Raw genomic sequence first — 24,763 nt, 5'->3', positions numbered from 1 at the left:
GTTAAATAAAGGGTGGGCTTTTTGCTCACCTTTTCTCGTAAAGATAGGGAAAAAGTGCGATGAAAGTCTGGGTTGTGGGCTGTGTTTTGTTATTTTTGTTGGTGGAATTGTATCAATGGGCTAAGGGGTTTATTTTGCCTTTACCTCTCTATATTTTTGCTGGAGCTTTATTATCGATCGCTTCTAATTATTCTCAAGATATGAGCAATTTATTTGCTAGAAATGAACCGGTTGATCAAACTGCCAGTTTAAGTGATATTCCTGACATTTTAACGGCAGAAACCGCAATTGCCAGACTAGAATCGGCAGAGCAGAAGATAGTACAAAGCGGTGTCGCTGAATCAAGACATGAATACTAAATTGTGTCTCCTATCCACAAGTTACCTTAGTGCTAGGTTTTAAAAATTGCCGAGAGGACAATTGATACTTAAAATCAGCAACGCCCTATAACTCTTCAAACAGGTTCTAAAAATAGATCGTCATGAAAACAGTCACAAAAGTAGCTCTTATTGCCCTACTCTGGATAACAATAATCAATCCTGCCAACTTACCTCCAGATACCGATGTTAGACTAAAAATGGCCCATGCCCTGTGGACAGGAACTGAGGAGGTTTCTTTACCCCCAAATTATCGTCCTTCCTCTCGATTAGACCCTGTTGGTGTTTTAGGAGTAGATGGAAAACGATATGAAGCTTATGATATAGGACAATCCTTATTAATGTTGCCCGCAGATTGGATTGGCACTCAACTCTCTAAAGTTTTTCCCGGTATTAAGCCTTATTTATTAAGAGAATTTGCGGTTAGTTTTCTTGTAGTTATCCCTCTAAATGTATTAGTTGTTATCTCCTGTTATTGGTTACTTAGACTATTTGATTTTCAGGAGAAAATTGCGGCATCTGCCAGCTTGATTTGGTTGCTAGGTACTACCGTTCTCCAGTATGCACAAACTTTTCAACAAAATAATCCAGTCCTACTTTGTGTGATTTTAGGTTATGCTTGTGCTTTAGCTTATATTAAAACTAACAAAGTACCTTATGTTTTTTTGAGTGGATTGGCAATCGGAGCAGCTATTATCATTCGCTCGACAACTATCATTTATGCTCTAACAGTTTTTGGGTTTCTAATTAGCTGTCTAATTTATAAAAATTTCAAGCTGAATCAAATCTTTAAGACAGCCATACTCTGGAACTTCGGCTTATTTCCCTTCTTTTTTGTCAGTAGATTATTTAATTACTTACGCTTTGGGGATTTTTGGACAACGGCAGCATCCTTAAGCATTGAGCAAATACGCAATGGAGCAATCTTTTCAGGGTTGCCAGAATTGCCACCTAATTATCCTTTCATACACCCTCCCTACGTTGGTATTTTCGGCGTTCTCTTCTCACCAGCTAAAAGTATATTTATTTACGACCCCTTTCTTTTACCATGTTTAGTATTGGGGATTATTTTATTTAACAAATTAACACCTTATATACGAATATATTTTATTTCCTCAATTTTCGCACTTGTCTTTCATATTATCTTAACCAGCAAACTGGATTTCTGGCATGGAGATGGTTCTTGGGCTGCTCGTTATCACGTTACCTCAGTTCAGCTACTGCTTCTCCCCTTAATAGCTTTGCTAATCTTAGAGATGTTATCAGTTAATCGGCTCAAACGATGGTTAATTAGCAGCTTGGTTGTTCTTGCCATTTTGGTTCAATTTGCTTCTCTTGTCTTTGACCCTAGTGTAAATAGTGGTGTGGTCATCTTTGCAGAACCAAAAAGTTTTTTGAGGTTTCGTTTAGGTGAACGTATCGACAGTGTTAGTTGCTTAATTGGTCTTTCTCGATCCGAAAATTGCTTAACTGACGAAAAGTACAATAAGTCTGATCTCGCCAGTAGAAAGTACAGTAAGTCGGATCTCGCCAGTAGGGTGTATTTCTGGCCTCTTAAATCCAACAAAGCGCAAGGATTGCTCTGGAAAATTTGGGGACTCCTCTTGATCACAGCTTTGATCAGCACTCTACTTTTCGTGGTGATTCGGTAGTAGAGTTATGGAGGCTTAATACCTTGCCAATTGGGGATTGATGATTATCCATTTTTGGGGAGAATGATAGACTCTGTCCGACCAATTAGGAAGTCAAGGAAATCGCCGAAATCCTGCTCAAGGATGTGTTTAAACGTCTGACAGAACAAAATATTACTTTGTCTGTTACTGATAAGTTTAACTGGACTTCCCCGTTGACAAAAAGCCATAACCTCTGCTGTAGAAGGGATTAAGAAAATTTCCAGCGCCCCGTTACTGGCTACAAATCAGGGAAACTTCCAATAAATCTAACGCTTTTTGTTGCAGTTGGGTCGGTCGAGTTATCTTAGAAAAACGATAACTTCCCTCCCTAATCCTACATTCCACTGTATTCAAGCAAATTGTCCCTAGGTCTTCCAACAAAGTCCGAAAAATATGCACAGGAAAGTTCTCTTGATTCCGTTTTTTTCTCTCTTTAGACTGAGCGGATTCACTGCGATTGGCTTTAATCACATTCAGAGAACTATCATCAATTTCTTCATCCTCAAATAACAAAGGAGCCAAGGACTGTTTTAAATGCCATTCCACATAATAAGCCAACATACATAAAAAGATATGAGCCTTGACTCTATCACCCTTATAATGATAGATAGGACGTACCTTTAAATCAATTGACTTATAACAGCGAAATGCCTCCTCCACTTGAGACAAACTTTTATAAGCTTTAACCGTCGTCGCTGCATCCATCAAGGTTGACTCCAGAGAAGTTCTTAACACATACACACCATCCAAAGCCTTTTCTTGAACGATTAATTCCAGCTGACGCTGATAAGAAAAGCCTTCTTCTGTTATCTCTAAGTTATAGTATTTATTGACCTTAAACTGATTAAGAACCTTACCGACTCTCAAAGCTATCTTATCTTGACCCTTTAAAGCTCTTTTCTCCCTTTGAGTCGCCTGAACAATCAAATCTAGTTCCTTCTCTGTTGCCTCTAATAATGCCTCTCTTTGTAGTTGATTTTTCTCAGCAATGAAGGGATTCCGACAAGCAATTAATCTTTCGTCGGGAGGCTCTTCGGGAATTGTTATGCAAATAATTAACTTAAAATAAAATTCGATGAGAGAGCCTACGCCCAAAAGTAGCTGAAATTCATACAGAAAAGGACTTAAGGCACAAATAGGTTAATACCAAAAGATAGACAATTGAGTTAAGATTTGATATAATAGCCAAAAACCAGAGTATTTTACTTAATGATACTTGACAAATTTTTGAACCTAGAAGGAACCTCTATTCAAGGCTATCTACACCTAGAAAATATCAGTATAGTTTGACCAGTCGAATCGAAAAATAAAAAATCAGCCTGTCCTCGTTGTGGGTTAGAGAGCGATAAACTCCACCAAAATCATCGACATTTAGTCAAAGATTTACCGCTCTCAGGTCAACCAGTGTACCTACAAGTTAATCGTCGTCAATTTAAGTGCGGTAATTGTCAGAAACCCTTTAGCGAAGAGTTAGATTTTGTCGGCAAGAAACGAACCTATACGAAAAGACTAGCCGAGAATATACTCGAACAATTAAAATCAGGAGATATTTTAAATGTTAGCCGAAGAAATGACGTAACGGAAGAAGAGATTCAAAGAATGATAGAGGACATAGCTGAAGAAATTACAGAGACAGACCTATCGAAATTAAAAAGACTAGGAATTGATGAAATCGCTCTAGTCAAAGGACAAAAAAATTACTGTGCGGTTTTAGTAAATTTAGATACGGGAAAACTAATAGCTATTCTAGAGAAGCGAACACAAGAAGAATTGAGGGAAACGCTTACAGGGTGGGGAAAAGAGGTGTTAGAGAAAATTGAAGAAGTCAGCATAGACCTTTGGTTGCCCTATAAAAATTTGGTGAAAGAATTGATGCCATCGGCCGAGGTAGTCGCCGATAGATTCCATGTAATGAAACAAATTAATCAAGAGTTAGACGAACAAAGAAAAGCAGAAAAAAGAGCCGTAGAAGCGCAGAAAAATAAAAAACAGAAAGCGGAAAAAGAAGCGAAGCTAGAAGTTTTAAGTACCTAAGCAAAATTAATTACACATATCTAACCCCCTCTTGCCTTTTGCCTCTTGCCTTTTGCCTATCTTTACTAGGAAATTAATTTTGCACGACTACTTAAAGCGAAGTAAATATAGCTTGTTAAAAAATGAAAAAGATTTAACGGAAACCCAAAAAATTAAACTAGAAGCTATCAAAGAAAATTTCCCAAATTTGAAAAAGATGCAGGAATTAAAGGAAGAATTTAGAAAGATTTATGAAACCTCAGAGAATCCGACAGAGGGAATGCTATCCATCTCGGAATGGTTGGCAAAATCCTCCAGTGTTTTTACTAAGAGTTGTCAAACAATCCGAAACTGGTTTGGAGAAATAATTAGTTATTTCGAGCAAAGGACAACAAATGGGGTGGTCGAGGGAATCAACAATAAACTTAAACTAATAAAACGGAGAGGCTATGGATTTAGAAACTTTCGGAATTTTTGGGTTAGAAGTATGTTATCTTGGCATCTTGTATGTTGATTTAGCATAAAGGGTAACGAAGAGCCGGGACACTCTCGGGTCAGGAATATCTTGAAGATAAGTCAATAAACTAGCTTGAATTTCATTGATTGATGTTAAAGGAAGCTCAGGTTTTAGTTGAGCTTTATTTCCGGTGGGAAGAACGGGAGCAAAACCTTTACCCATGAGCTATTTCCTCGTTAATTTTCATGAACAACAGTGAGACTAAGGCTAATTATAAATCATACAGAGGAAGCAGCGGCTAATTCTGGGTACTGGCAGTAAGGGAAGGTGCTATGGCGATTTCGTCACCCTATTCAGAAATCTTTGTCAAGTACAATTTATACCAAACTTAGATGAGCTTACCCTGATTAAATTAAATGAAGTCCTAGAAGCTCTTAACAAATTTTACATCGTTGGCTATAAGGGTCTTCACAAGGAAATTTTGGCTACTCTGGCTGAGGTGGGAATTAATCAAGTCGAAGGTGAAGATAAGGAAACTAAGAACAATATATCCCAAAAGTTATAGGAATTTTTAACAAAAATAGTTCCTGAAAAAGCACAAAAGATTAATCCGTTAATTAGTCTCCCTGTCAATGTTTATAAGCTTGGAGAAATGTTCAATATTTTACCTCCAGGTAATTAACAAGAAAGGGTTGCTATCATATTTAAATCTTAGATTTTGGTGTGTTACGCTTCGCTAACACACCCTGTATATTTTTATGAAGAATTATCTGTCCCTTGTAACATTAACTCTTAATTCTTAACAAATTACCATAAATTTTCAGAGAAAAACCGATTATAATAAAGGGAACTGAACAGAACTGCTCGATCGATAGATAACTGATTAATTAAAGTTTTATTACTTTTGATGGACTGGGATTAAGATAAGTAAATTTATTCTCAATCGCTACCTGAAAGTGAGAAGAAATAGTTTTAATAAACAAAGAGTTTTCAACTTGGCAAAAATCCTCTGGGGGCAATACACATGGAAGTTCTAACCGAGACAATTAACCCAACTTCGATCGAACGGGAACCAATCCATCTCTATAACCGAATTCAACCGCATGGGGTGCTTTTAGTTCTCAGCGAACCGGAGCTAAAAGTCAGCCAAACTAGCAGTAATAGCCGCAGTTTATTGGGGATTTCTCCAAGAGAAATTATCGGTAAAACCCTAGAAGAAATCTTCGATCCCTTTCAGATCGATCCTCTGAAATCAGCCATAGAAAATAACGATTTTGATGCTATCAATCCCTCCAAAATCTGGGCGCGGGTTAAAGGAGATGATTTCGCCGTCTTTGATGCTATTTTCCACCGTAACGCTGAACAAATGCTGATTTTAGAGTTAGAACCGGCTATCTCCTATGAAAACATTCCTTTCCTGAGTTTCTATCACCTAGCCAAAACTTCGATCGATAAACTTGAAGCCACCCGTAACCTGAAAGATTTCTGTAATATCATCGTTAAAGAAGTGCGAAAAATGACAGGATTCGATCGAGTTATGTTATACAAATTCGACGAAGAAGATAACGGTGATGTGATAGCAGAAGACAAAATAGAGCAACTAGAACCCTATCTAGGTTTACGTTATCCCGCTTCCGATATCCCTCTCCCAGCACGAAATTTATTAAGTGCTAATTGGATTCGACAGATTCCCGATGCTACCTCTGAACCCGTCGATCTACTGCCTGTTCTTCATCCCGAAACCCAACAACCCTTAAATTTAACCCTGTCCAGTCTTAGAAGTGCTTCTCCCTGTCATTTAGAATACCTGCATAACATGGGAGTGGGAGCATCTCTAACCATTTCTCTGATTGAAAATAAACGTCTCTGGGGCATTATTGCCTGTCATCACCGTACCCCTAAATATGTACCATACGAACTCCGTAAAGCTTGTGAGTTCTTAGGAAGAGTGATTTTTTCGGAAATATCGGCACGGGAAGAAACCGAGGATTATGACTATCGAGTAAAATTAAACTTTGTGCAATCGCAATTAATCGATTATATGGCGGAAGCTAATAACTTTATTGATGGATTAATTGCCCATAAACCGAATCTACTCGATCTAACTAAAGCCACAGGAGCCGCTATTTGTTTAGGCGGCAATTATACCTTAATTGGAGTAACACCGAGCGAAGAAGAACTAAATTATCTGATTACTTGGCTAGAAAAAAACGTCCATGAAGATGTTTACTATACCAATTCCTTACCGCGAATTTATACCGATGGGGGTAAGTTTAAAGACATTGCCAGTGGTTTACTAGCAATTCCTATTTCTAAACGTAATTATCTCCTCTGGTTTCGTCCAGAAGTAATTCAAACCGTGAACTGGGGTGGTGATCCGGGTAAAGCGATCGAAACCACTGCCATAGATGGTAATATTCGTCTCTGTCCGCGCAAATCTTTCTCCCTCTGGAAAGAAACCGTTCGCCTCAAATCTTTACCGTGGAAAGCAGTAGAAATTAACGCCGCACTAGAATTACGAAAAGCGATCGTCAATATCATCTTAAAACAAGCCGATGAATTGGCCCGTTTAGCGCGGGATTTGGAACTATCGAACGCCGAATTAAAAAAATTCGCCTACGTCGCTTCCCACGATTTACAGGAACCCCTCAATCAAGTCGCCAACTATGTGCAGTTGCTAGAAATGCGCTACACCGAAGAACTGGACGAAGATGCTAAAGAATTTATTACTTTTGCCGTCGAAGGTGTCAGCTTGATGCAAACATTAATAGATGATGTGCTGGCTTACTCAAAAGTGGATATGCAGGCGGCAGAGTTTAATACCATCGATGCTAATCTGGCACTGGAAAAAGCTCTCGCTAACCTGAAAGGGAGAATTCAGGAAAGTCAAGCTATGATCACTTTTGATCCTTTGCCAATTGTCATGGCAGATAAAACCCAGTTAATGCAATTGTTCCAAAATCTCATCGGTAATGCCATTAAATTCCGAGGAAAAGCGACTCCCACTATTCATATTGCTGCCCAACGTCAAGAGGAGGAATGGCTGTTCTCTGTCACCGATAATGGAATTGGTATCGATCCCCGATTTTCCGAACGCATTTTCGTGATTTTCCAACGACTGCACACCCGCGACGAGTACCCCGGCACAGGTATGGGTTTGGCGATTTGTAAGAAAATTATCGAGTGTCATCGCGGACGAATTTGGGTAGAATCCCAATTAGGCAAAGGAGCGGTTTTCTATTTTACAATTCCCCTAGGAGGTAACGAGCGTGAGCGCTGGCGAGGACGTGCCACACAAAATTATCTTATTAGTGGAGGACAGTAAAGCTGATATTCGCCTCATCCAAGAGGCATTAAAAACTAGCACCGTCCCGCACGAATTAGTTATCGTTAGGGATGGTGTCAACGCCATGGATTATCTGCGTCGAGAAGGGGAGTATCTCGATTCTCCCCGTCCTAATCTGATTCTTCTCGATCTGAATTTACCAAGAAAAGACGGACGGGAGGTATTAGCGGAAATAAAAAACGATCCCAGTTTAAAAAGAATTCCTGTGGTGGTTTTAACCACTTCTCGCAACGAGGAGGATATTTTTTATAGCTATGAACTGCACGTTAATTGTTATATAACCAAGTCACGCAATCTCAACGATTTGTTCAAAATTGTCAAAAATATCGAGGCTTTTTGGTTAGAAACCGCTACTTTACCCGGGGAGTGAATCATGATCAGTTATCAGTTATCAGTTATCAGTTATCAGGAGTCAGGAGTCAGGAGATAGGAGATAGGAGTCAGGGATCAGTGATCAGGAGATAGGATTCAGGAGTCAGGAGTCAGGAGATTATTTCTATTTATTCTCCCCACACCCCACACCCCACTTCATAATTCATAATTCATAATTCATAATTCATAATTCCCCCTCCCCACACCCTACACCCTACACCCCCCTCCCCACACCCCACACCCCACTTCCTAACCTCCCAAATCTCTTTAACTCTTGATTAAAAAATGGGACTCTCGCAGGATATAAAAGTTCTTTTAATCGAGGATAATTTAGCCGAAGCTCGATTATTAAAGGAAATTCTTAAGGGTAATGAAAAAAAAGACTTTCATCTGGTTAATGTGTCAAGATTATCCGAGGCTATTTCTCTGTTACAACAAACAAATTTTGATGTAATTTTATTAGATCTAACTTTACCAGATAGTCAGGGTTTGGAATCCTTAGCTCCCCTTTTAATTACGGCTCCGAAATTACCGATCGTGGTTTTAACTAATACTAATGATGATAATTTAGCTTTGGCAGCACTACGTCAGGGAGCGCAGGATTATTTAATTAAAAGAGAAGTAAGTTTAGAAATTTTAACTCGATCTCTATGTTATGCGATCGAGCGAAAACAGATGGAGGAAGCTTTACGAGAATCGAACGAAGCTTTAAAAATGAGCGTGATTGAACGCACTAATCAACTGGAAAAAGCTCAGGAATTAAATCAGTTAAAAACTGAATTTGTTTCCATGTTATCCCACGATTTTCGCAATCCTTTAAATAAAATTTTACTCTCGGCTGGATTATTAGAAGAAAGTCGCGATCGGTTGACAAAAGATCAGCAAGTTAGCTATTTTCGCATGATTCGATCGGCCATTAAAGACATGGATCAATTGCTCACAGAAGTGTTATTAATTGGTAGGGCCGATTCCGGGAGATTATACTGTCAATTTGATCCGGTGGATTTGCTGGATTATTGTCAGAAATTGGTAGAATCTTTTATTGTTAAGCCAGAAAACCAATCAGCAATTATTTTCCAAATTGAGGGCAGCTTAGAAAGAGGACTTTGGGATATAAATTTAATTAAACATATCTTGACAAATTTACTAGGAAATGCTCTCAAATATTCACCACAGGGAAACCCCATAGAATTTAAGATTATTGTCGAATCCGAGCAGGTAGTCTTTAAAATTGTCGATCGAGGGATTGGTATTCCCAGCAAAGATAAAGAAAATTTATTTAAACCTTTTTATCGCGGTAGCAATGTCGATAATATTCAAGGAACGGGATTAGGATTAGCCATTGTCGGACGCTGTGTGGAAGCGCACAAAGGAGAAATTCACTTGGAAAGTGAGGAAGGAAAAGGCACAAAGATGACGGTGATTCTACCGATTATTACCGACATTGAACACCTAAATTGAGATGAACAATAGGGTGGCACCACAATTTTTTTCCCGCTGCCCCTCTGCCCTAGGGTTGATTCATAGTAGGGTTGATTCATGAATCAACCCTACCTCTCCCCTCTCCCCTCTCCCCTTCCATAGGATTGAGGATCACCCTGAGCGTTCATCCGATCGAGTGATTTTGTGGAAAAGTGTTAAAAAAGATTGCTGTTTGTAAAGACAACTGTTACCGTGGGTTCAAGAGTGCGCTTTGAAGGAGGAAAAACCCCATGCACCCTAACCTATCCATCTATCCCTCGATTGCTTCGCTACTTATGTAGGGCATGGATGCACAAATCAAAGATTTCAGAAGCAAAACCAATAAATTCCCGTACTGTTGCTTAAAACAGGAGTTTGATCATGAAATTACAGGGAAAAACAGCCCTAGTCACGGGGGCATCCCGGGGTATCGGACGAGCGATCGCCTTAGAATTAGCCCGACAAGGTTTAAGCAGAATTGTGATTCTTGCCAGAGATCAAGAGCGATTAGACAAACTAGCCAAAGAAATTGAGTCTCTAGGGGTTATTGCCACACCTTTAGCCCTAGATTTAACCGAAAATGACCTTGTTAGTCCTTCAATTATCCGAGTTTGGCAAGAATGCAGTGGCATTGATATCCTTGTTAACTGTGCCGGTATTGCCCATCAAACCCCCTTTCTGCGATCACAATTTTCGCAAGTGCAAGCAGAAATATCTTTAAATCTGATGGCCATGTACACAGTTACTCGCTTAATTGCCCGCCGGATGGCAATTAGGGGACAGGGAACCATCGTCAATGTTTCCAGCATGATGGGTAAAATTGCCGCTCCTAGCTTCGCTACCTACTCGGCCACGAAATTTGCCATTTTGGGTTTTAGTCAGGCTCTCAGGTCGGAATTACGGGAACATAACATCAAAGTTGTCACCCTCTTACCCTCTTTAACCGATACGGATATGGTGCGAGAATTGCAGTTATTTCGATGGTTAAAGCCAATGAGTGCCGAAGAAGTCGCCCAAACCCTAATTACTGGGTTAAATAGGCAAAAAACGGAAATTGTCGTCGGTTGGCAAAGTCATCTAGCTCTTTGGTGTCAAAAATTGGCCCCGAAACTGCTCGAGAAAATTGTCGATTTAGCTTCTCCCTTACGCCAAGGTAAAGGAAAGCGAGGATGGCGAGAAGTGTTTAACTAGGGTTTATAGCGGTTCTCGCATCTGTGCGGCACACTTAAACCTTTGCTGATTAAGCTGTTCACAATCGTGAATGTACCTCTTGTGAATCAGAAACGCTATAATTAAATCCATTAGGGTGAGCATGGCTCACCCTAATCACCTTAAGCAACAGGCAATTAAACAGCTGTCAGGGTTTTTTCTAGAAGTTGTCGGGGAGCTTGAACCGAACCACGACAGTGGATTTCCGCAGAATTATTGGGACTTTCAATCAGTTTAACTTTATCTAATTGGGCCCCCAATTGGCGGATCCGTTCCTCTAATAGTTGAGCGATATGTAGGGCAATATTTTCGGCGGTGGGAACCACTTCGGCAAAATAGGGAATATCCTTATTTAAAAAAGCATGATCGAAGGGTTCTACTACCAATTCATCGATCGCTTTTTGTAAATCCCCTAGATCCACAATCATACCAGTGCGGGGATCGATTTCTCCCGCCACGGATACTTCTAGGTGATAATTATGACCATGACCGTTTACCCTGGCGCATTTGCCGTAGATTTCCGAGTTTTGTTCGAGGGTTAATTGCGGTAAAGCCAAACGATGAGCGGCACTAAAATGGGTTTTGATAGTTAAAGTTGCTTCCATATCTTTTCCTTGATATTCTGCCCACAATTCGGGGTGTTCAAATAGTTGAATTTTGACCAATGGTAAATAGGGTGCTAATCTTTGCCAGATAACTCTGGCGATATTTTCTGTGGTTGGTAGAGTTTGCTGAAATTCCGGCCAGACTTGATTGAGATAGGAATAGTCTAATTGACTTGTTATCTCTCGTTTAATTACCTGTTTCACGGTGGAGAGATTTTCCACCATGCCATAGGGATTGAGTTCTTTGCATAGGGAGACGTATAATTCGTAATTGTGACCATGACCGGGAAAACGGCTACCAAGACCAAAACGTTTTTGATTTTCGGCTTCGTCCCATTCTGGCAGATAATAGCGATGGCTGGCTGAAAACCGCGCTCGACGATTGATGATGCAATCCATAAATGTGGGCGATCGATGACTTTGTAAAGTTACGTTAAGGTAACTCTTTCTAGCATAAACCAGTTTTGTCTCCTCCTGCTTGCAGACCGGGGAAAGTTATCCCTCAATTCCAGCATGGTGCGATCGCTGTGAGCTTCTAATAATACCAATTCTCTAAATGCTAACTACAGATAGAGCCTCCAGGACATAACCTCGTCCAACAATTGAAGCAATTACCTCTTTGTTCATTTCTTCGAGTCGTTGACCAATTAACAAACGTAATGCCTCTAAGTCTCTAGGTAGTTTCCATCTCAATCCTTTTTTTAGATATTGCCAAATCTGTTCAATGGGATTAGATTCTGGGCAATTTGGTGGCTGAAACGTGAGAATAATGTTATCAGGTATTTTCAGTTTTTTTGCCCTATGAAACCTGCCATTATCTAACTGTATTATCAAAATACTAAGTAGTCGTGCAAAATTAATTTCCTAGTAAAGATAGGCAAAAGGCAAGAGGCAAAAGGCAAGAGGGGGTTAGATATGTGTAATTAATTTTGCTTAGGTACTTATCGAAAAAGTATTCAGAAACTAATTCTAAAAATATTTGAAAACATTGACTGTTTAAATGAGCGAATTTATAAAATAAATGCTCTCCTATCTTTGGCTCTACCACCCCATATATATACGTTGCTTGAAATTGATCCTGCACTTTCCCGTAAGGCTTTACCCCTTTTACTGTTATTTTTCTCCCGCTAATTATTTTTATTTCCAGACGAGTTTCATCTTCACATAAAAAGCGAATTTTCTCTATATTACCTATTATTGTTATCGCTACCTAACTCAGCACCACCAAACTTTATAAGAGTTTTTTTCTTAAAATCTTCTAACCTTTCTTCTGATTGTTCTAGGCTTTTTGCTCTAGCTACTTTTGGAGATGCTTTTAGCCGATAATATACTAACTTGTGTACAGTTTTGTACTTGGATTCTATCCCTAATTTTTCCTCTAACCATTCACAAATCTGTCCATAACTATCAAATCCTTCCTTTTCTTTTAATCTTTTTTCTAAGGCTTTTTCTGCCCACTGAGGAACTTTTCTTGCTCTTCCTGTACTGACTTTTTTAGACAATAATTTTTCTAGTCCTCCTTGACGATATTTGCCTAACCAATCTTGTACGGTGACTCTGTTTCTCCCTAGCATTTCGGCGGCTTCTGTCACCGTTTTTGCCTTTTTTGTCTTTAATAAGTATAATGCTTGTATTCTTTCTTTTCCTAAACCAGTTTTTTCTTGTCTAAGCAGTTCCTTTATTTCTGCTTCACTTTCAGATATTTCTATCTTATAAACTCCTGCCATATTTTTCCTTTAACTCTGCCAATATGATATTCTACCCTATCTGTAGTCAGATTTTGGAGAATTGGTATTACGATTGGGGAGAATTGGAGTTCCTCAAAAGTTGGGTATTCCTCGTTTTCCTCAACAACAAATTCATCGAACTTGACAGAGGTAAATTTGGGCAAAGGGGAGAAAAAAATCAATCGGCAAATACACGGACGCTATCGGGAATAATCGATAGTTTTACCCTTGTACCGATGTCCAATTGGGTGTTAATCGTTGTTCTAGCGTGGATTTGGCTGCCGGTGGCTGTTAGCAGACAATAACGGTATTCCCGTCCTAAAAATTGGCGATCGCAAATAACCACATCTCCCCTCTCATCCGGTTTAATTTTGACATCTTCCTCTCTCAGCATCAATTCCCCTTTGTCCAAATCTTGACCATCAGGAATTGTCCAGAGTCCTATCTCGGTTTGCCATTGTTCCCCCTTCCGTCTAGCAGGGAGAAAGTTAGCTTGGGTGACAAACTCAGCCACAAATCGCGAGGCCGGATGACTATAAATTTCTTCGGGATTGTTAATTTGTTCTAATTTTCCTTGACAAATGACCGCAATTGTGTCACTGATCACCATTGCTTCTTCCCGGTCGTGGGTGACAAAAATAGCCGAGATACCAGTCGCTTTCAGGATATGACGGATCTCGTGCCGTAAGCGTTGCCTTACCTGCACATCGAGATTACTTAAAGGTTCATCTAAGAGGATTAAAGAGGGTTTTGGGGCTAAAGCACGAGCGAGGGCGACTCTTTGCTGTTGTCCTCCCGATAGCTGATGAGGATAACGTTTTTCTAGTCCTTGCAATCCCACTAAATCCAAAGTTTCTGCCACCCTAGCGTTAATAGCTCTGCTCGATAATTTCTCCCCAGAATTTTTTAACCCGAAGGAGATATTGTCAGCGATAGTTAAATGGGGAAAAAGAGCGTAATCCTGAAAAACCATGCCCGTATTGCGTTTTTCCGGGGGAATAGAGGTTTTTTCGTCGGCAACTATTCGCCCTCCCAATTCAATCACTCCTTGAGATGGTTTTTCAAATCCCGCAACCATCCGCAGTAGAGTGGTTTTACCGCAGCCCGACGGTCCCAATAATCCGAGAATTTCGCCCTCTGTTAAACTAAAACTGATATTATCGACAGCTAGAGTAGGAGAAGCGGGAAAACGTTTGTTAACCTCGGATAAACGCAGAATGACAGACTTTTTCATGGTGAGAAAGACAATCGCCCAGTCAGTGGCGGGGCTATTTACTTAAGAATTTTCCTAATTAGTTCACTACTATTATTTATAACATCTCAATGGACTAATTAGGAAACTTTCTCAAAAATTTCATGCTCACACCTGAAGATATTATTCTCGTTCCCCGGGGGGCCGAGCATAGCTCAATCCGTCGAGGATTAAGAAAAATCGGCGATTTAGCCCCGCAAATTATCCCGATTAACCTTGGTGCTCCAGAATTCCTCGACAGTTCCCCAGTCTCTAGGCAATCTCTAGAGTTTCTTAATAAGCTCACGGGAAAAATTGTGCTTATGGGATTAGCGGGCAGTCTTAGCGATCGCTATCGGGTCGGAGATGGGGTAATCTATCAAGGTTGTGGCGCGGAAACGGGGAATTATTGGCAGTGCGAACCAGAAATAACCGCAAAAATCGCCCAATTAACCGGATATAGTCTTGTTAAAGGTTTAACCAGCGATCGCCTGATTAGCCAATCCGAGGAAAAACGACGTTTAGGACAGGGGGGCTATGAAGTGGTAGATATGGAAGGAGCAAGGATTTTAGCGGCTTTACGGGGGCAAAAAGTGGCAATTGTGCGCGTGATTAGCGACGAGGTGACACAGGATTTACCCGATTTAGCCCCGGCAATTGATAATCAAGGTCAGCTGCTACCATTGCTCCTAGCTCGACAAATGTTAATCCGTCCTGTCCCAGCCTTCCATTTGATTCAAGGTTCCCTAAAAGGTTTATCCGTACTAACTCAGGTGGCGCGAAAGTTGTGCGGCAGTAATTTTTAAAAGTTGCTTGCAGATTATTTTTTTTCTGTGCTATAGTGGTTAAGCTAAAATCAAGCGGATGTGGTGGAACTGGTAGACACGCACGTTTGAGGGGCGTGTGGCTTACGCCTTGCGAGTTCGAGTCTCGCCATCCGCATAAACTTTTATCTGCCCTCCGATGAGGACTGCCCTTGTCACCCATCGGCAAGGATCGATATTTGGCAATCAAAATTTCCCAACTCACCCTTTTAGGTGGCTTAGGTTTGACTAGGTTTAGTTAAGCGGTTGCAAGGGGCGATTTAGCCAAAGCACTAGGTCGTTTAATGCCGTAAAATCCAACAAAGCCTCAGCCAAGGACTCTAATTGCTCGATTTCTAGAGCCTGAATCCGGGCAGCTAACACCTCATCCACCGCACCAAAGCGACGTTGCAACAGACGCAAAATCAGGGCAGATTCTCCTTCCAGTCGTCCTTCTTCCTTGGCTTCACGATATACCCTTGTATCTGCCAATTGTAGTCCTAGCATTGCATCAACCTCCTGCCGACTCAAGTTAGTAAATTTATACACCATAGCGATTTAGCCAAAGCACTAGGTCGTTTAATGCCGTAAAATCCAACAAAGCCTCAGCCAAGGACTCTAATTGCTCGATTTCTAGAACCTGAATCCGGGCAGCTAACACCTCATCCACCGCACCAAAACGACGTTGCAACAGACGCAAAATCAGGGCAGATTCTCCTTCCAGTCGTCCTTCCAGTCGTCCTTCCAGTTGTCCTTCCAGTCGTCCTTCTTCCTTGGCTTCACGATATACCCTTGTATCTGCCAATTGTAGCCCTAGCATCGCTTCCACCTCCTGCCGACTCAAGTTAGTAAATTTATAGACCATAATTGTGGCAATCATTTCTATTATGGCGCGACCTGCTTCTGGATCTGCAATTTGCTGTTGAGTTCGTGCCAGTAAATAGCGAGCTTTTTCTGGTGCTTGGGTTTCTTCCACAGTAGTGAGTACCATTAAGGCAACTCCTAGGGGTAACTGCTGAATTTCCCCTAATTCTTTCAGATAAATTCGATGCACTTGCTCACAATTGAGCAGCGCCCGGTAGGGATGGGTGTTACTTTGTTCTAGGCTGCGGGTGGGATAGATGACAACAATTTGCCAATCGGTAAATCGTTCTCGCTGACGATAAAAATACAAAAATGATTCGCCAAACACCCGTTCATAGAGTCGTTCGTCTTTTTGAAATTGCACTTCGCAAAAATAGATCACCCCGCTACTATCATTATCGGGTGGCAGGAATACGCCATCGATCTCAAATTTGGGTTCTTTGACGGCTACGGAGTCAAAGCGGTATTCGGTGGCATTAGCAGGTGGGTTTTCCAGTAAATCGAAGAGAAGGGAGGGGGATTGTTGAAAAAGCCGGTAAAATATCGAGTCTCGTTTCATGATGATCGGGATTGCACCATAGCGATCTTCCCATGAAACCCCCAAAAAAAGAGAGAGGAAACCAGTGCCTCCTCTCCCTTGGGCATTATTTTCTCGCTTTGCGGACAGCACCCCTGATTTATTCTCCCCTTTGACTCTTGCATGAGTGCCTGAGTGCCTCTCCTAACCAAGAAATTAATGGCTCTACCGAACCTGTCATGTAAAACTATTAACAACTTATGCTTGTAAAGCTTGTATAGTAAAGCTTTGAGTTTTTGTTAGATTGATATTTATCAACTTTAGAGCATTGCTGGACAGAGAGGGAGCTTGGGGAATTTTCTACATTGTAAGTTCGGAAGAACCAAATTAATCAGCTTGATGACATTAAAGAAAGCCTTGAGCCGAGTTTTGATGAAGTGCTTTGAGAAACTGCACAAAAACAACGAAATCTAAAACCGTAATTTTCTGTTAGAATTGGCAGTAATTAAACACCACGCGGCTCTTCTCGACTTTGTGTGATAATTTTTGCTTATAGAATCGTGAAATATTTACCTGGAAAGACTTTTAGGACTATTTTGCTGAAGAAACTATCAGTATAGACCCCGTTTCCACACAGAAACCAGAAGAGCCACCACGCTTGTCGGAGCTATGGTTAACCTCACCTATAACAAAAATTGCCCTCTTCCCAGTGCCGAAGAATTACCCTCTTCCGATGAAACTCCAGTGGACAATCAGTTACAGAATGATCTTCCCAATCTGCTGCTAAATTTATTAGCCTTAATTTGGTCTGGTCGAGATGATTGGTATTTTGGGGTAGATATGGCTGTTTATTATAATCCAGACGAATCAGCTTTTGTCCCCGATGGTTTCTTAGCAGTTGGAGTCAACCATGATACGGGAGAAAGAGGTCGGTTAAGCTATATTTTGTGGGGAGAAAAGTATATCTTGCCGATTTTGTTTTTAGAGGTAATTTCCGAGAAGTATAATAGTGAATACGAGGAAAAATTTCTAAATTATCAAAGCCTAGGGATTCTGTATTATGTAATATACAATCCTTTCAGTGGCAGAAGGGGAAGATTTAAAAACCGACAAAGATTAGAAGTATATAAATTAATCTCAGGAAAATATGAACTTTTAGAGAGTGAGAATAATCGAGTTTGGTTGCCTGAAATTGGCTTGGCGCTAGGTTACGAAAAAGGAGAACATATTGCTTGGTATCGGGAATGGTTATACTGGTATGACCAGTCGGGAAATCGCTATCTAACGGCTGAGGAAAGAGCGATGAACGCAGAGGCGATCGCTGCTCAAGAACGGCAAATTGCCAATCAAGAACGCTTGGCGAAACAAGAGGCTGAACAAAAAGCCATCCGGCTGGCTGAAAGGCTCAGAGCGCTTGGCATTAACCCCGATGAAGTGTAAGGTCTGACTTCTCCAAGGTATCAACAACAACCCGCATCACCAATCATCTTTTAACGATGCCATAAGTGCGTCGTGTTCCGCAGCTGTTATGCCAAGAGTTGCGGCCTCGTGCTGTAATTTTCTGGCAATAATAGATAAGCTGGGACAACCTACCATAAGGCGGACAATTTCATCATCCGGTATAAGCGCCAGTGCTTCTCTAATTTCTTTGGCTGTGCCTTGGATTACTGTTGCTTGTGTAGTCATGATTTTTGATCATTCTAGGGCTAATCCTAACATAATTCAGGACTTAGATGCTACCCATCAAAAAACCCCCCCAAAAAAAGAGAGAGGAAACCCGCGCCTCCTACCTCGTTCCCAGGTTCTACCTGGGAACGCTATTTTCAGGTTCTACCTGAAGAATAATATATTTAAATTAGGCAGAGCCTAAATATTTGGTTACAAGGTAGAACCTTGTAACCAGCGAAAACCCCCTCAACTGACTGAATGAAGGGGTGTTTGTGATATTTTGTGGGCAATTTAGCCGACTTTTGTGGGTTTCTTTTCGGTGGATTGGGAGGATTTTAGTTTGCGCTTGAGGGTTGAAGCTGCGCCAAGAGTGCCGATAGCAAACAGTCCAAGAAGAGAATTGGGTTCGGGAACAGAAACTTGTTTGGTGACGAAGTTCAGGGAATTGGCCATTAACAGTGCGCCATCGGTACTACTGACCCATAAATCTGATCGAGCATCGCTTGATGGGGGATAAAAATTCAACCCAGCTATTTTGCCCGCAAATGTGGAGGTATTGACAGCGATTAGCGGTACCCCATTGCTCCAGTCAGCCACTGCCACCGCACCGGGGTTGAGAGATCCCACTGTAGGGTTGAGAGATCCCACTGTATTGTAGTAACTCGATGACCCACCATTGAAGCTGGTAACGCCTGCGAGGATCGGGTTCGATGGATCGTAAATTGTTCCTAATGTTAGATTTCCGGGGGAGATCTGTCCTCCTGGTTGCCAAACATCGTAGTTTTGCGCCCTCCACCGACCACCAATGACTATGCCAGCGATCCAGAATGAAAAAGTCGCTTGGACTACTCCACCACCCGCATCGACGTAATCTGCTAATACATTACCGAAAGTGGTTGGATCAGCAAAAGATGCATCAGAAAAGAACAGTACGGCGTCATAAGCCTGTAATTGCGCGAGAGTTGGGGTAGAAGAACCGACATTCAGTACATCTACGCTCCCAGAAATCAGGCCAGTTCCAGCAATTTTTGCTTGAACGTCGTTGAGCCAAATCGCATCGCCGGGAGCTCCGGCAATCAGAACGCTAGCCAAGGCGTGGCTAGTAGTGCCGAAGAAAACGGCTGATGCCACAATACCAACTGAGAGAGATTTTTGACTCAGCGCCGCTAAAATTGGATTTTTCATTTTTAGAGCTAAACAGGAATAGAGAGCCGACGGCAGCATACACACTTCCCCCCCCCGCATTGTATCTTATAATACAATTTAACAAATCTTTATATTTCTCTCCTCTAGGGCTGACGCTTGCTAGAATGAAATCCCGCTTGATTTGTGGTAATGAGACAGTTTATGTTAGATTTTCATCTGTCTGTTCAGCCTGAAACAGAAAAACGCCTTAAAAAGATTTTAAACTCTATCAAAGATCAAGAAAAATTTGCCCAAAGCATTATTGATTATCAGATTGCCGAATTGCAAAAAAGCAATTTGAATCTAAAATTAGATTTAGCAGCTCTGGAAAAACAATATAAAATGACATCCAAAGAATTTTATCAACAATTTTCTTGCGGCATTTTAGGAGATGAATCGGATTTTATAGTTTGGTCTGGACTATATGAAATGCTTCTTCAAAACGAGGCTAATCTCCAAGAATTAAAATGATTGAGGTCTATTTTTTGCAAATCGAACAAACCATTCGAGAATTTCCCAATGTGAGATATTTATCACTGACCAAGAAAATTTATAACGCAAGTCAAGGCTATATTAATGGTTCAATTATTTTTGAAAATAATCATCGCTTAGACTTTGTTGAAGTAAAAAATACTGACACAAAACCAAAGATAAAATATCGCTATCATTACATGAACGAAGCTCAAACTATGATCTTCCGTTATGATAATGCACCCCATCATGTTGAAATTGCCACTTTCCCCCATCATAAACACGAGGTTGATGACATTAAAGAAAGCCTTGAGCCAAGTCTTGAGCAAGTGCTTTTAGAAATCGCAGAAAAACAACGAAATCTAAAACCGTAATTTTCTGTTAGAATTGCAGTAATCCGCCAATTCAAAAATGAAACGCATCAACCTCAAGAGGGAGCATCTCACCTTTGTAACCCCTAAATCAGGTTTTTATGTCAAGCTATTTTGAAAGCCTTGCTGGAAACCAATTTTAGAGATAAATATAATTACTCACTTCCATAAATTGAGATGCTCCCACCTCAAGACCTCAAGACCTCAAGAGTTGACAAAGAAAGGCTCATCAGTTACCGTCTGAGCCTTATCGGAAGTTAACTACGGCGGGTGAGTTCAGCCGTTAGACTGCCAATTTCTTGGTCAAGATAGTTCCGGTTACTTTTGGGCGGGTGCTATAGTATAGTGAGGTTTGTAAATGGTTTCTCCCATGAAAAATAAAGCCATTATTTTGCTGGGGGCGGTTGCCGCTCTTGGGTTGGCTGCAACCTCAACTTTACTTCTGACACGTCCATCTGTAAATTCTCCAGATTCTGCCTCTGCTCAATTTTCTCCCAGCGGCATGGGTGGGATGCATCATATGCAGGTCAGTAGCGAGTTTAACTATCTTGCCCAAATGATTCCCCACCATCAGGAGGCAATCGATACCGCCCAGGTTATTCTGGCACGCACTACTCGTCCTGAGATGAGGCAGTTTGCTCAAAAGATCATTAAAGTGCAAACTGCTGAAATTGCTCAGATGAAAAACTGGCTCAACCAGTGGTATCCCGGAAGGAATATTAGCGTCTCCTACGTTCCCATGATGCGCGATCTGAGTCAACTTCAGGGCGATGCCCTAGATCAAACTTTTTTACAAGATATGATTAAACATCATATGGGAGCCGTGATGATGTCGCAAATGCTCCTAAATCATAATCTGGTGAAGCATCAGGCTGTCCGGCCCTTTGCTGAGAACATTGCCACTAGCCAGCGCCGGGAAATTCAGCAGATGCAAACTTGGTTGATGGCCTGGTTTGGTGATCGCAATTCAATGGGTGGGATGCATCATTAGCTGGTATTGCGATCGCAATTTTGTCGGGTGCGCTCCCTAATGCAACGACGCTTAACTAATACATAAGTTCTAGTTTTCCCTAAAACCAGAGGGCTCTTCTGGTTTCTGTGTGGAAACGGGGTCTATACTGATAGTTTCTTCAGCAAAATAGTCCTAAAAGTCTTTCCAGGTAAATATTTCACGATTCTATAAGCAAAAATTATCACACAAAGTCGAGAAGAGCCACCAGAGACTTATCGCCTCAAAATAAAGATAACTGCTATATCCTTCTGTTCACTTTAAAATAAAACTGTTAGCTTGCTGGGGATTGAGAGTGACAATCCCAAAATCTCTACCTAAACCCTTCCCTTTCGAGGTAAATATTTCATGAGCCAAACCATCACACCTTCTTCCTTAAAAGCTAGTTTAGCCCCCAATCCCACTAGAGCAGCAACGGTGGACGATGGGGGAAATGTGCTAGGGGAATTTCTGCAAGAAACTCTGGCCATGACTAAACGTCTGTTCATCCAATTACAACGTCGTCCTTCAACCCTAATCGCGGGGGTAATTCAGCCATTTATGTGGCTGATTTTATTTGGAGCTTTATTTTATAATGCCCCCCAGGGACTATTCGGCAACGATCTCAGTTATGCTAAATTTCTCGCCCCCGGAGTGATTGTCTTTACCGCTTTTTCTGGGGCCTTAAATGCCGGTTTGCCGGTAATGTTCGATCGAGAATTTGGCTTTCTTAACCGTCTCTTGGTAGCACCTTTAACCACTCGTTACTCGATCGTGGCCGCTTCTACCATCTATATTATCGCCCTCAGTTTCATCCAAACCGCCTCGATCGTGGCCGCTAGTGCCTTTTTAGGGGCCGGATTGCCCAGTTTAGCCGGATTAGGTGCGATCGCTTTGATTGTTTTTCTGATCGTTTTGGGGATGACTGCCTTAAGTCTCAGTTTAACTTTTGCTCTCCCCGGACATATCGAATTAATCGCCGTCATTTTCGTCACCAATTTACCGCTTTTATTTGCCAGTACCGCCCTCGCACCCTTAAACTTTATGGCAGATTGGTTAAAAGTAATCGCCAGTCTCAACCCTCTCACCTATGCGATCGAACCGATCCGTTATATTTATTTCAATCAGCACTGGTCTTTTGATAGCATAGTCTTACAAACCCCTTGGCTTGACCTCAATTTCTTGACAGTTTTAGCCTTGCTCTTAGCTTTTGATCTGCTAATCCTTTTAGCAATTCAGCCCTTACTTCGTCGTCGTTTTGCTTAAATCAGTTACCAGTTATCAGTTATCAGTTATCAGTTACCAGTTACCAGTTACCAGTTACCAGTTATCAGTTACCAGTTATTAGTTTACTGTTCATTGAAAAGCTTGTCAATTTCTCACGACCAAAAACAAGATAATTTTCTGAGGAGTTAGTTAGATTATGAATACTCAAAAAATGTTGATCAAATCGTCTTTATTTCTATCTACTATTTTATTAGTCGGGGCTGATTTTAATCCGCAAGTGTTAGCTCAAAGCTTGAACCCCAGTCAGCCAGATTATCAAAAAAATGAACGTAGTTCTGATGGCAGGGATAGTCTCGGTGGTTTTAATCCTCTAGACTTGATTCATAATAGTAATTTTCGCCGTAGCCGGGACGGATCGGAATTTCAGGAAGATACCCTCAATAATATCAACGAAGCGGCTGAGGAGTTTAAACGCAAGCAAAGAGAACAACTAGAAAATCTCCGAAATCCTGCCCCAGAAACCAAATAAAACCCCTTTTTTGAGTAGTTAGACACAATTAATTGCACATATCTAACTACCTCTTGCCTATTGCCTCTTGTCTTTTGCCTATCCTAAGCAAGAGGTTGATTTTGTTCAATTCCTTATACTAAATCCAGTTATTAAAAACTGATTATTTATTCCCTTTTGCCTCTTGCCTCTTGCCTCTTGCCTTTTGCCTTTTGCCTCTTCTCATAACTAGCCTGTACTCAACGGATTTAGTATTAGTATATATGATCGCTAAGTGCGGATGATCTTAGAAAGACTAATGACCGAAGATCATTGGAGGGTTTATCTGACACGAATTTATATTAAACTTAGGATTGGTTTATTGAATTATCATCGTATTAAAACTGTGGAAGTAATGGAAATCGGGCAAAAAGTCAAGGTCTGTCGCTTAAGAGACCGCGTTAACTCGGATGTAGCGGGTAAATTGGGTAAAGTGGGTGTCATCAAAAATTTTAAGATGACCGATGGCAGCGGTGTTGGTGCTGTTGTCCAGTTCGATGATAAAACCGCTACTTGGTTTTTTGAAGATGAACTCAAACTCATCTAAACACAACGCTTAGGAATTAATTATGTCCTTAATTTTGACCTTTTTGGGCAAGGGGGGCAGCGGTCGCAGTACAATAGCGATCGCTTCGGCAAAGAAAATGGCTAGTCTGGGGTCAAAAGTTCTCTTGGTCGGTCAGGATCCTAGCCCTGCTTGGGGATTACTCCTCAAGGCCTCCCCTAGCTCCTCTATTACCGAAATTGCCCCAAATCTCTCGGTTATCCAGCTTAGTAGTACCCACTTACTAGAAAAAAGTTGGGAAGAAGTCAAGGAATTAGAAAAGCAGTATTTGCGTTCTCCCACCTTGAAAAATGTTTATGGTCAAGAGTTGGGCATTTTACCCGGAATGGACCAAGCTCTAGCTTTAAATTTCCTGCGGGAACAGGATAAAAGCGGAAATTACGATGTCATCATCTACGACGGCAGCGGAGATATCAACAGTCTGCGAATGTTAGGGATTCCAGAGGTGGGCAGCTGGTATTCACGGCGTTTTCGGCAGGTTTTCAGCGATTCTGAGATTGGTCGCACCCTTTCTCCCTTTTTCCAACCAATCGCCGCCGCCGTGCTGAATTTCTCCTTTAATCCCGACGGTTTAGGGAAGAAGGTCGATAATAACATTCTAGACGAGGGACGTTCCGCTTTAGCCGATCCTCGGCGAGTTTTAGCCTATCTAGTCACCAATGATGATCCAATTGCGATCGCAGATGCCAAATATCTTTGGGGTGGGGCGCAGCAAATCGGTTTAAATGTGGGGGGAGTAATTTTTAATCGCTGTCAGAGTGCTACGGAGGATTTTGCACCGCTGCCGGCTGCGATTTTACCCTACCGTCAAGGAGAAGATTGGCAGGAGTTAATCGCCGAGTTACCCAATTTTCTCACGGTGCAGCCGCCCAAACCGTTAATAATCGATACGGCAGCCGGTCAGGTCAAGGTTTATTTACCCGGATTTGAGAAAAAACAGGTAAAACTGACGCAATCGGGTCCAGAATTAACCATCGAAGCTGGGGATCAACGGCGTAATATCGATGTACCACCACCTCTGACCGGACGAGCGGTAAAAGGGGCAAAATTCCAAGACGGTTACTTAATTATTTCTTTTTAAGGGAT

Annotated in this window: 24 protein-coding genes, 1 tRNA gene and 3 pseudogenes; 18 read left to right on the top strand and 10 right to left on the bottom strand. The window is 41.3% G+C overall.

Going from position 1 to position 24,763, the window contains the following annotated elements:
• The first annotated feature begins 59 nt into the window (after positions 1 to 59).
• The 3 genes and pseudogenes from ACE3JL_RS01545 to ACE3JL_RS01535 all read left to right on the top strand — a co-directional run.
• A complete protein-coding gene (locus ACE3JL_RS01545) occupies positions 60 to 359 on the top strand; it encodes a hypothetical protein (RefSeq protein WP_375328693.1) in 300 nt (99 codons plus the stop codon).
• Between the two features lie 122 nt (positions 360 to 481).
• Positions 482 to 2,029, top strand: a complete 1,548-nt coding sequence (locus tag ACE3JL_RS01540; protein WP_271990214.1) for a glycosyltransferase family 39 protein — start codon at positions 482 to 484, stop codon at positions 2,027 to 2,029.
• 89 nt (positions 2,030 to 2,118) lie between these two features.
• A pseudogene (locus ACE3JL_RS01535) lies at positions 2,119 to 2,208 on the top strand (hypothetical protein); the annotation flags it as partial.
• Positions 2,209 to 2,281: 73 nt separating this feature from the next.
• On the opposite strand, the pseudogene ACE3JL_RS01530 reads toward ACE3JL_RS01535, so the two are convergent.
• A pseudogene (locus ACE3JL_RS01530) lies at positions 2,282 to 3,085 on the bottom strand (transposase); the annotation flags it as partial.
• A gap of 174 nt (positions 3,086 to 3,259) precedes the next feature.
• Here ACE3JL_RS01530 and ACE3JL_RS01525 point away from each other — a divergent pair.
• Positions 3,260 to 4,577 (top strand): annotated as a pseudogene (locus ACE3JL_RS01525) (ISL3 family transposase).
• Here the strand turns inward: ACE3JL_RS01525 and ACE3JL_RS01520 are convergent.
• Positions 4,554 to 4,742, bottom strand: a complete 189-nt coding sequence (locus tag ACE3JL_RS01520) for a hypothetical protein (protein WP_375328692.1) — start codon at positions 4,740 to 4,742, stop codon at positions 4,554 to 4,556. The pseudogene ACE3JL_RS01525 and the gene ACE3JL_RS01520 overlap by 24 nt on opposite strands.
• Before the next feature lie 802 nt (positions 4,743 to 5,544).
• Here ACE3JL_RS01520 and ACE3JL_RS01515 point away from each other — a divergent pair.
• The 4 genes from ACE3JL_RS01515 (at position 5,545) to ACE3JL_RS01500 (ending at position 10,890) form a co-directional block, all read left to right on the top strand.
• A complete protein-coding gene (locus tag ACE3JL_RS01515; RefSeq protein WP_375328691.1) occupies positions 5,545 to 7,845 on the top strand; it encodes an ATP-binding protein in 2,301 nt (766 codons plus the stop codon).
• A complete protein-coding gene (locus tag ACE3JL_RS01510; RefSeq protein WP_002758488.1) occupies positions 7,790 to 8,236 on the top strand; it encodes a response regulator in 447 nt (148 codons plus the stop codon). The genes ACE3JL_RS01515 and ACE3JL_RS01510 overlap by 56 nt, the downstream gene beginning before the upstream one ends.
• A gap of 287 nt (positions 8,237 to 8,523) precedes the next feature.
• Entirely contained in the window at positions 8,524 to 9,699 is a 1,176-nt protein-coding gene (locus ACE3JL_RS01505) for an ATP-binding protein (protein ID WP_375328690.1), read from the top strand.
• A 381-nt stretch (positions 9,700 to 10,080) separates the two neighbouring features.
• Positions 10,081 to 10,890: an SDR family oxidoreductase gene (locus ACE3JL_RS01500; RefSeq protein WP_271989456.1), complete on the top strand. Its 810-nt coding sequence runs from the start codon at positions 10,081 to 10,083 to the stop codon at positions 10,888 to 10,890.
• A 155-nt stretch (positions 10,891 to 11,045) separates the two neighbouring features.
• On the opposite strand, the gene ACE3JL_RS01495 is transcribed toward ACE3JL_RS01500, so the two are convergent.
• The 4 genes from ACE3JL_RS01495 to ACE3JL_RS01480 form a co-directional block, all read right to left on the bottom strand.
• Positions 11,046 to 11,912 (bottom strand): 6-carboxytetrahydropterin synthase, encoded by an 867-nt coding sequence (locus tag ACE3JL_RS01495; RefSeq protein WP_271989458.1) that lies wholly within the window; start codon positions 11,910 to 11,912, stop codon positions 11,046 to 11,048.
• A gap of 153 nt (positions 11,913 to 12,065) precedes the next feature.
• Positions 12,066 to 12,347, bottom strand: a complete 282-nt coding sequence (locus tag ACE3JL_RS01490) for a transposase (RefSeq protein ID WP_271989460.1) — start codon at positions 12,345 to 12,347, stop codon at positions 12,066 to 12,068.
• A 353-nt stretch (positions 12,348 to 12,700) separates the two neighbouring features.
• Positions 12,701 to 13,240 (bottom strand): transposase, encoded by a 540-nt coding sequence (locus tag ACE3JL_RS01485; protein ID WP_375328689.1) that lies wholly within the window; start codon positions 13,238 to 13,240, stop codon positions 12,701 to 12,703.
• Positions 13,241 to 13,418: 178 nt separating this feature from the next.
• Entirely contained in the window at positions 13,419 to 14,474 is a 1,056-nt protein-coding gene (locus tag ACE3JL_RS01480; RefSeq protein WP_375328688.1) for an ABC transporter ATP-binding protein, read from the bottom strand.
• 122 nt (positions 14,475 to 14,596) lie between these two features.
• On the opposite strand from ACE3JL_RS01480, the gene ACE3JL_RS01475 reads away from it, so the two are divergent.
• Complete coding sequence (locus ACE3JL_RS01475; protein WP_271989167.1) at positions 14,597 to 15,277, top strand: hypothetical protein; 681 nt, start codon at positions 14,597 to 14,599, stop codon at positions 15,275 to 15,277.
• A gap of 54 nt (positions 15,278 to 15,331) precedes the next feature.
• A tRNA-Leu gene (locus ACE3JL_RS01470) sits at positions 15,332 to 15,413 on the top strand.
• Between the two features lie 116 nt (positions 15,414 to 15,529).
• Here the strand turns inward: ACE3JL_RS01470 and ACE3JL_RS01465 are convergent.
• Together ACE3JL_RS01465 and ACE3JL_RS01460 are read right to left on the bottom strand one after the other, a co-directional pair.
• Positions 15,530 to 15,781 (bottom strand): DUF4351 domain-containing protein, encoded by a 252-nt coding sequence (locus ACE3JL_RS01465; protein WP_375328687.1) that lies wholly within the window; start codon positions 15,779 to 15,781, stop codon positions 15,530 to 15,532.
• Between the two features lie 34 nt (positions 15,782 to 15,815).
• Positions 15,816 to 16,697 carry an Rpn family recombination-promoting nuclease/putative transposase gene (locus ACE3JL_RS01460; RefSeq protein ID WP_375329568.1) on the bottom strand — a complete coding sequence of 294 codons (882 nt, stop codon included), beginning with the start codon at positions 16,695 to 16,697 and terminating at the stop codon, positions 15,816 to 15,818.
• Between the two features lie 627 nt (positions 16,698 to 17,324).
• Between ACE3JL_RS01460 and ACE3JL_RS01455 the strand changes: the two genes are divergently transcribed.
• Positions 17,325 to 18,095: a Uma2 family endonuclease gene (locus ACE3JL_RS01455; RefSeq protein ID WP_375328686.1), complete on the top strand. Its 771-nt coding sequence runs from the start codon at positions 17,325 to 17,327 to the stop codon at positions 18,093 to 18,095.
• 36 nt (positions 18,096 to 18,131) lie between these two features.
• Here ACE3JL_RS01455 and ACE3JL_RS01450 read toward each other — a convergent pair whose 3' ends face one another.
• Together ACE3JL_RS01450 and ACE3JL_RS01445 are read right to left on the bottom strand one after the other, a co-directional pair.
• The gene (locus tag ACE3JL_RS01450) at positions 18,132 to 18,341 is read right to left on the bottom strand and encodes a hypothetical protein (RefSeq protein ID WP_271988723.1); all 210 of its coding nucleotides are present in this window, start codon (positions 18,339 to 18,341) and stop codon (positions 18,132 to 18,134) included.
• 273 nt (positions 18,342 to 18,614) lie between these two features.
• A complete protein-coding gene (locus ACE3JL_RS01445; RefSeq protein WP_375328685.1) occupies positions 18,615 to 19,547 on the bottom strand; it encodes a PEP-CTERM sorting domain-containing protein in 933 nt (310 codons plus the stop codon).
• A 123-nt stretch (positions 19,548 to 19,670) separates the two neighbouring features.
• On the opposite strand from ACE3JL_RS01445, the gene ACE3JL_RS01440 reads away from it, so the two are divergent.
• From ACE3JL_RS01440 to ACE3JL_RS01410, 7 genes are all read left to right on the top strand, one after another.
• Complete coding sequence (locus tag ACE3JL_RS01440; protein WP_185238394.1) at positions 19,671 to 19,979, top strand: hypothetical protein; 309 nt, start codon at positions 19,671 to 19,673, stop codon at positions 19,977 to 19,979.
• On the top strand, positions 19,976 to 20,353 hold the full coding sequence (locus tag ACE3JL_RS01435; protein WP_185238395.1) for a DUF6516 family protein: 378 nt from the start codon (positions 19,976 to 19,978) through the stop codon (positions 20,351 to 20,353). Before ACE3JL_RS01440 ends, ACE3JL_RS01435 begins: the two co-directional genes overlap by 4 nt.
• A 355-nt stretch (positions 20,354 to 20,708) precedes the next feature.
• On the top strand, positions 20,709 to 21,341 hold the full coding sequence (locus ACE3JL_RS01430) for a DUF305 domain-containing protein (protein WP_375328684.1): 633 nt from the start codon (positions 20,709 to 20,711) through the stop codon (positions 21,339 to 21,341).
• A gap of 366 nt (positions 21,342 to 21,707) precedes the next feature.
• On the top strand, positions 21,708 to 22,604 hold the full coding sequence (locus ACE3JL_RS01425) for an ABC transporter permease (protein WP_002789013.1): 897 nt from the start codon (positions 21,708 to 21,710) through the stop codon (positions 22,602 to 22,604).
• 157 nt (positions 22,605 to 22,761) lie between these two features.
• Entirely contained in the window at positions 22,762 to 23,094 is a 333-nt protein-coding gene (locus ACE3JL_RS01420; RefSeq protein WP_375328683.1) for a hypothetical protein, read from the top strand.
• Between the two features lie 373 nt (positions 23,095 to 23,467).
• Positions 23,468 to 23,659 (top strand): DUF2862 domain-containing protein, encoded by a 192-nt coding sequence (locus ACE3JL_RS01415; RefSeq protein ID WP_002742483.1) that lies wholly within the window; start codon positions 23,468 to 23,470, stop codon positions 23,657 to 23,659.
• 22 nt (positions 23,660 to 23,681) lie between these two features.
• Entirely contained in the window at positions 23,682 to 24,758 is a 1,077-nt protein-coding gene (locus tag ACE3JL_RS01410; protein WP_271988715.1) for an ArsA family ATPase, read from the top strand.
• The last annotated feature ends 5 nt before the right edge of the window (positions 24,759 to 24,763 follow it).

The organism is Microcystis sp. BLCC-F210, assembly GCF_042134685.1.
Classification (GTDB): Bacteria; Cyanobacteriota; Cyanobacteriia; order Cyanobacteriales; family Microcystaceae; genus Microcystis; species Microcystis aeruginosa_D.
This window is presented reverse-complemented; position numbering and strand designations above follow the sequence as displayed.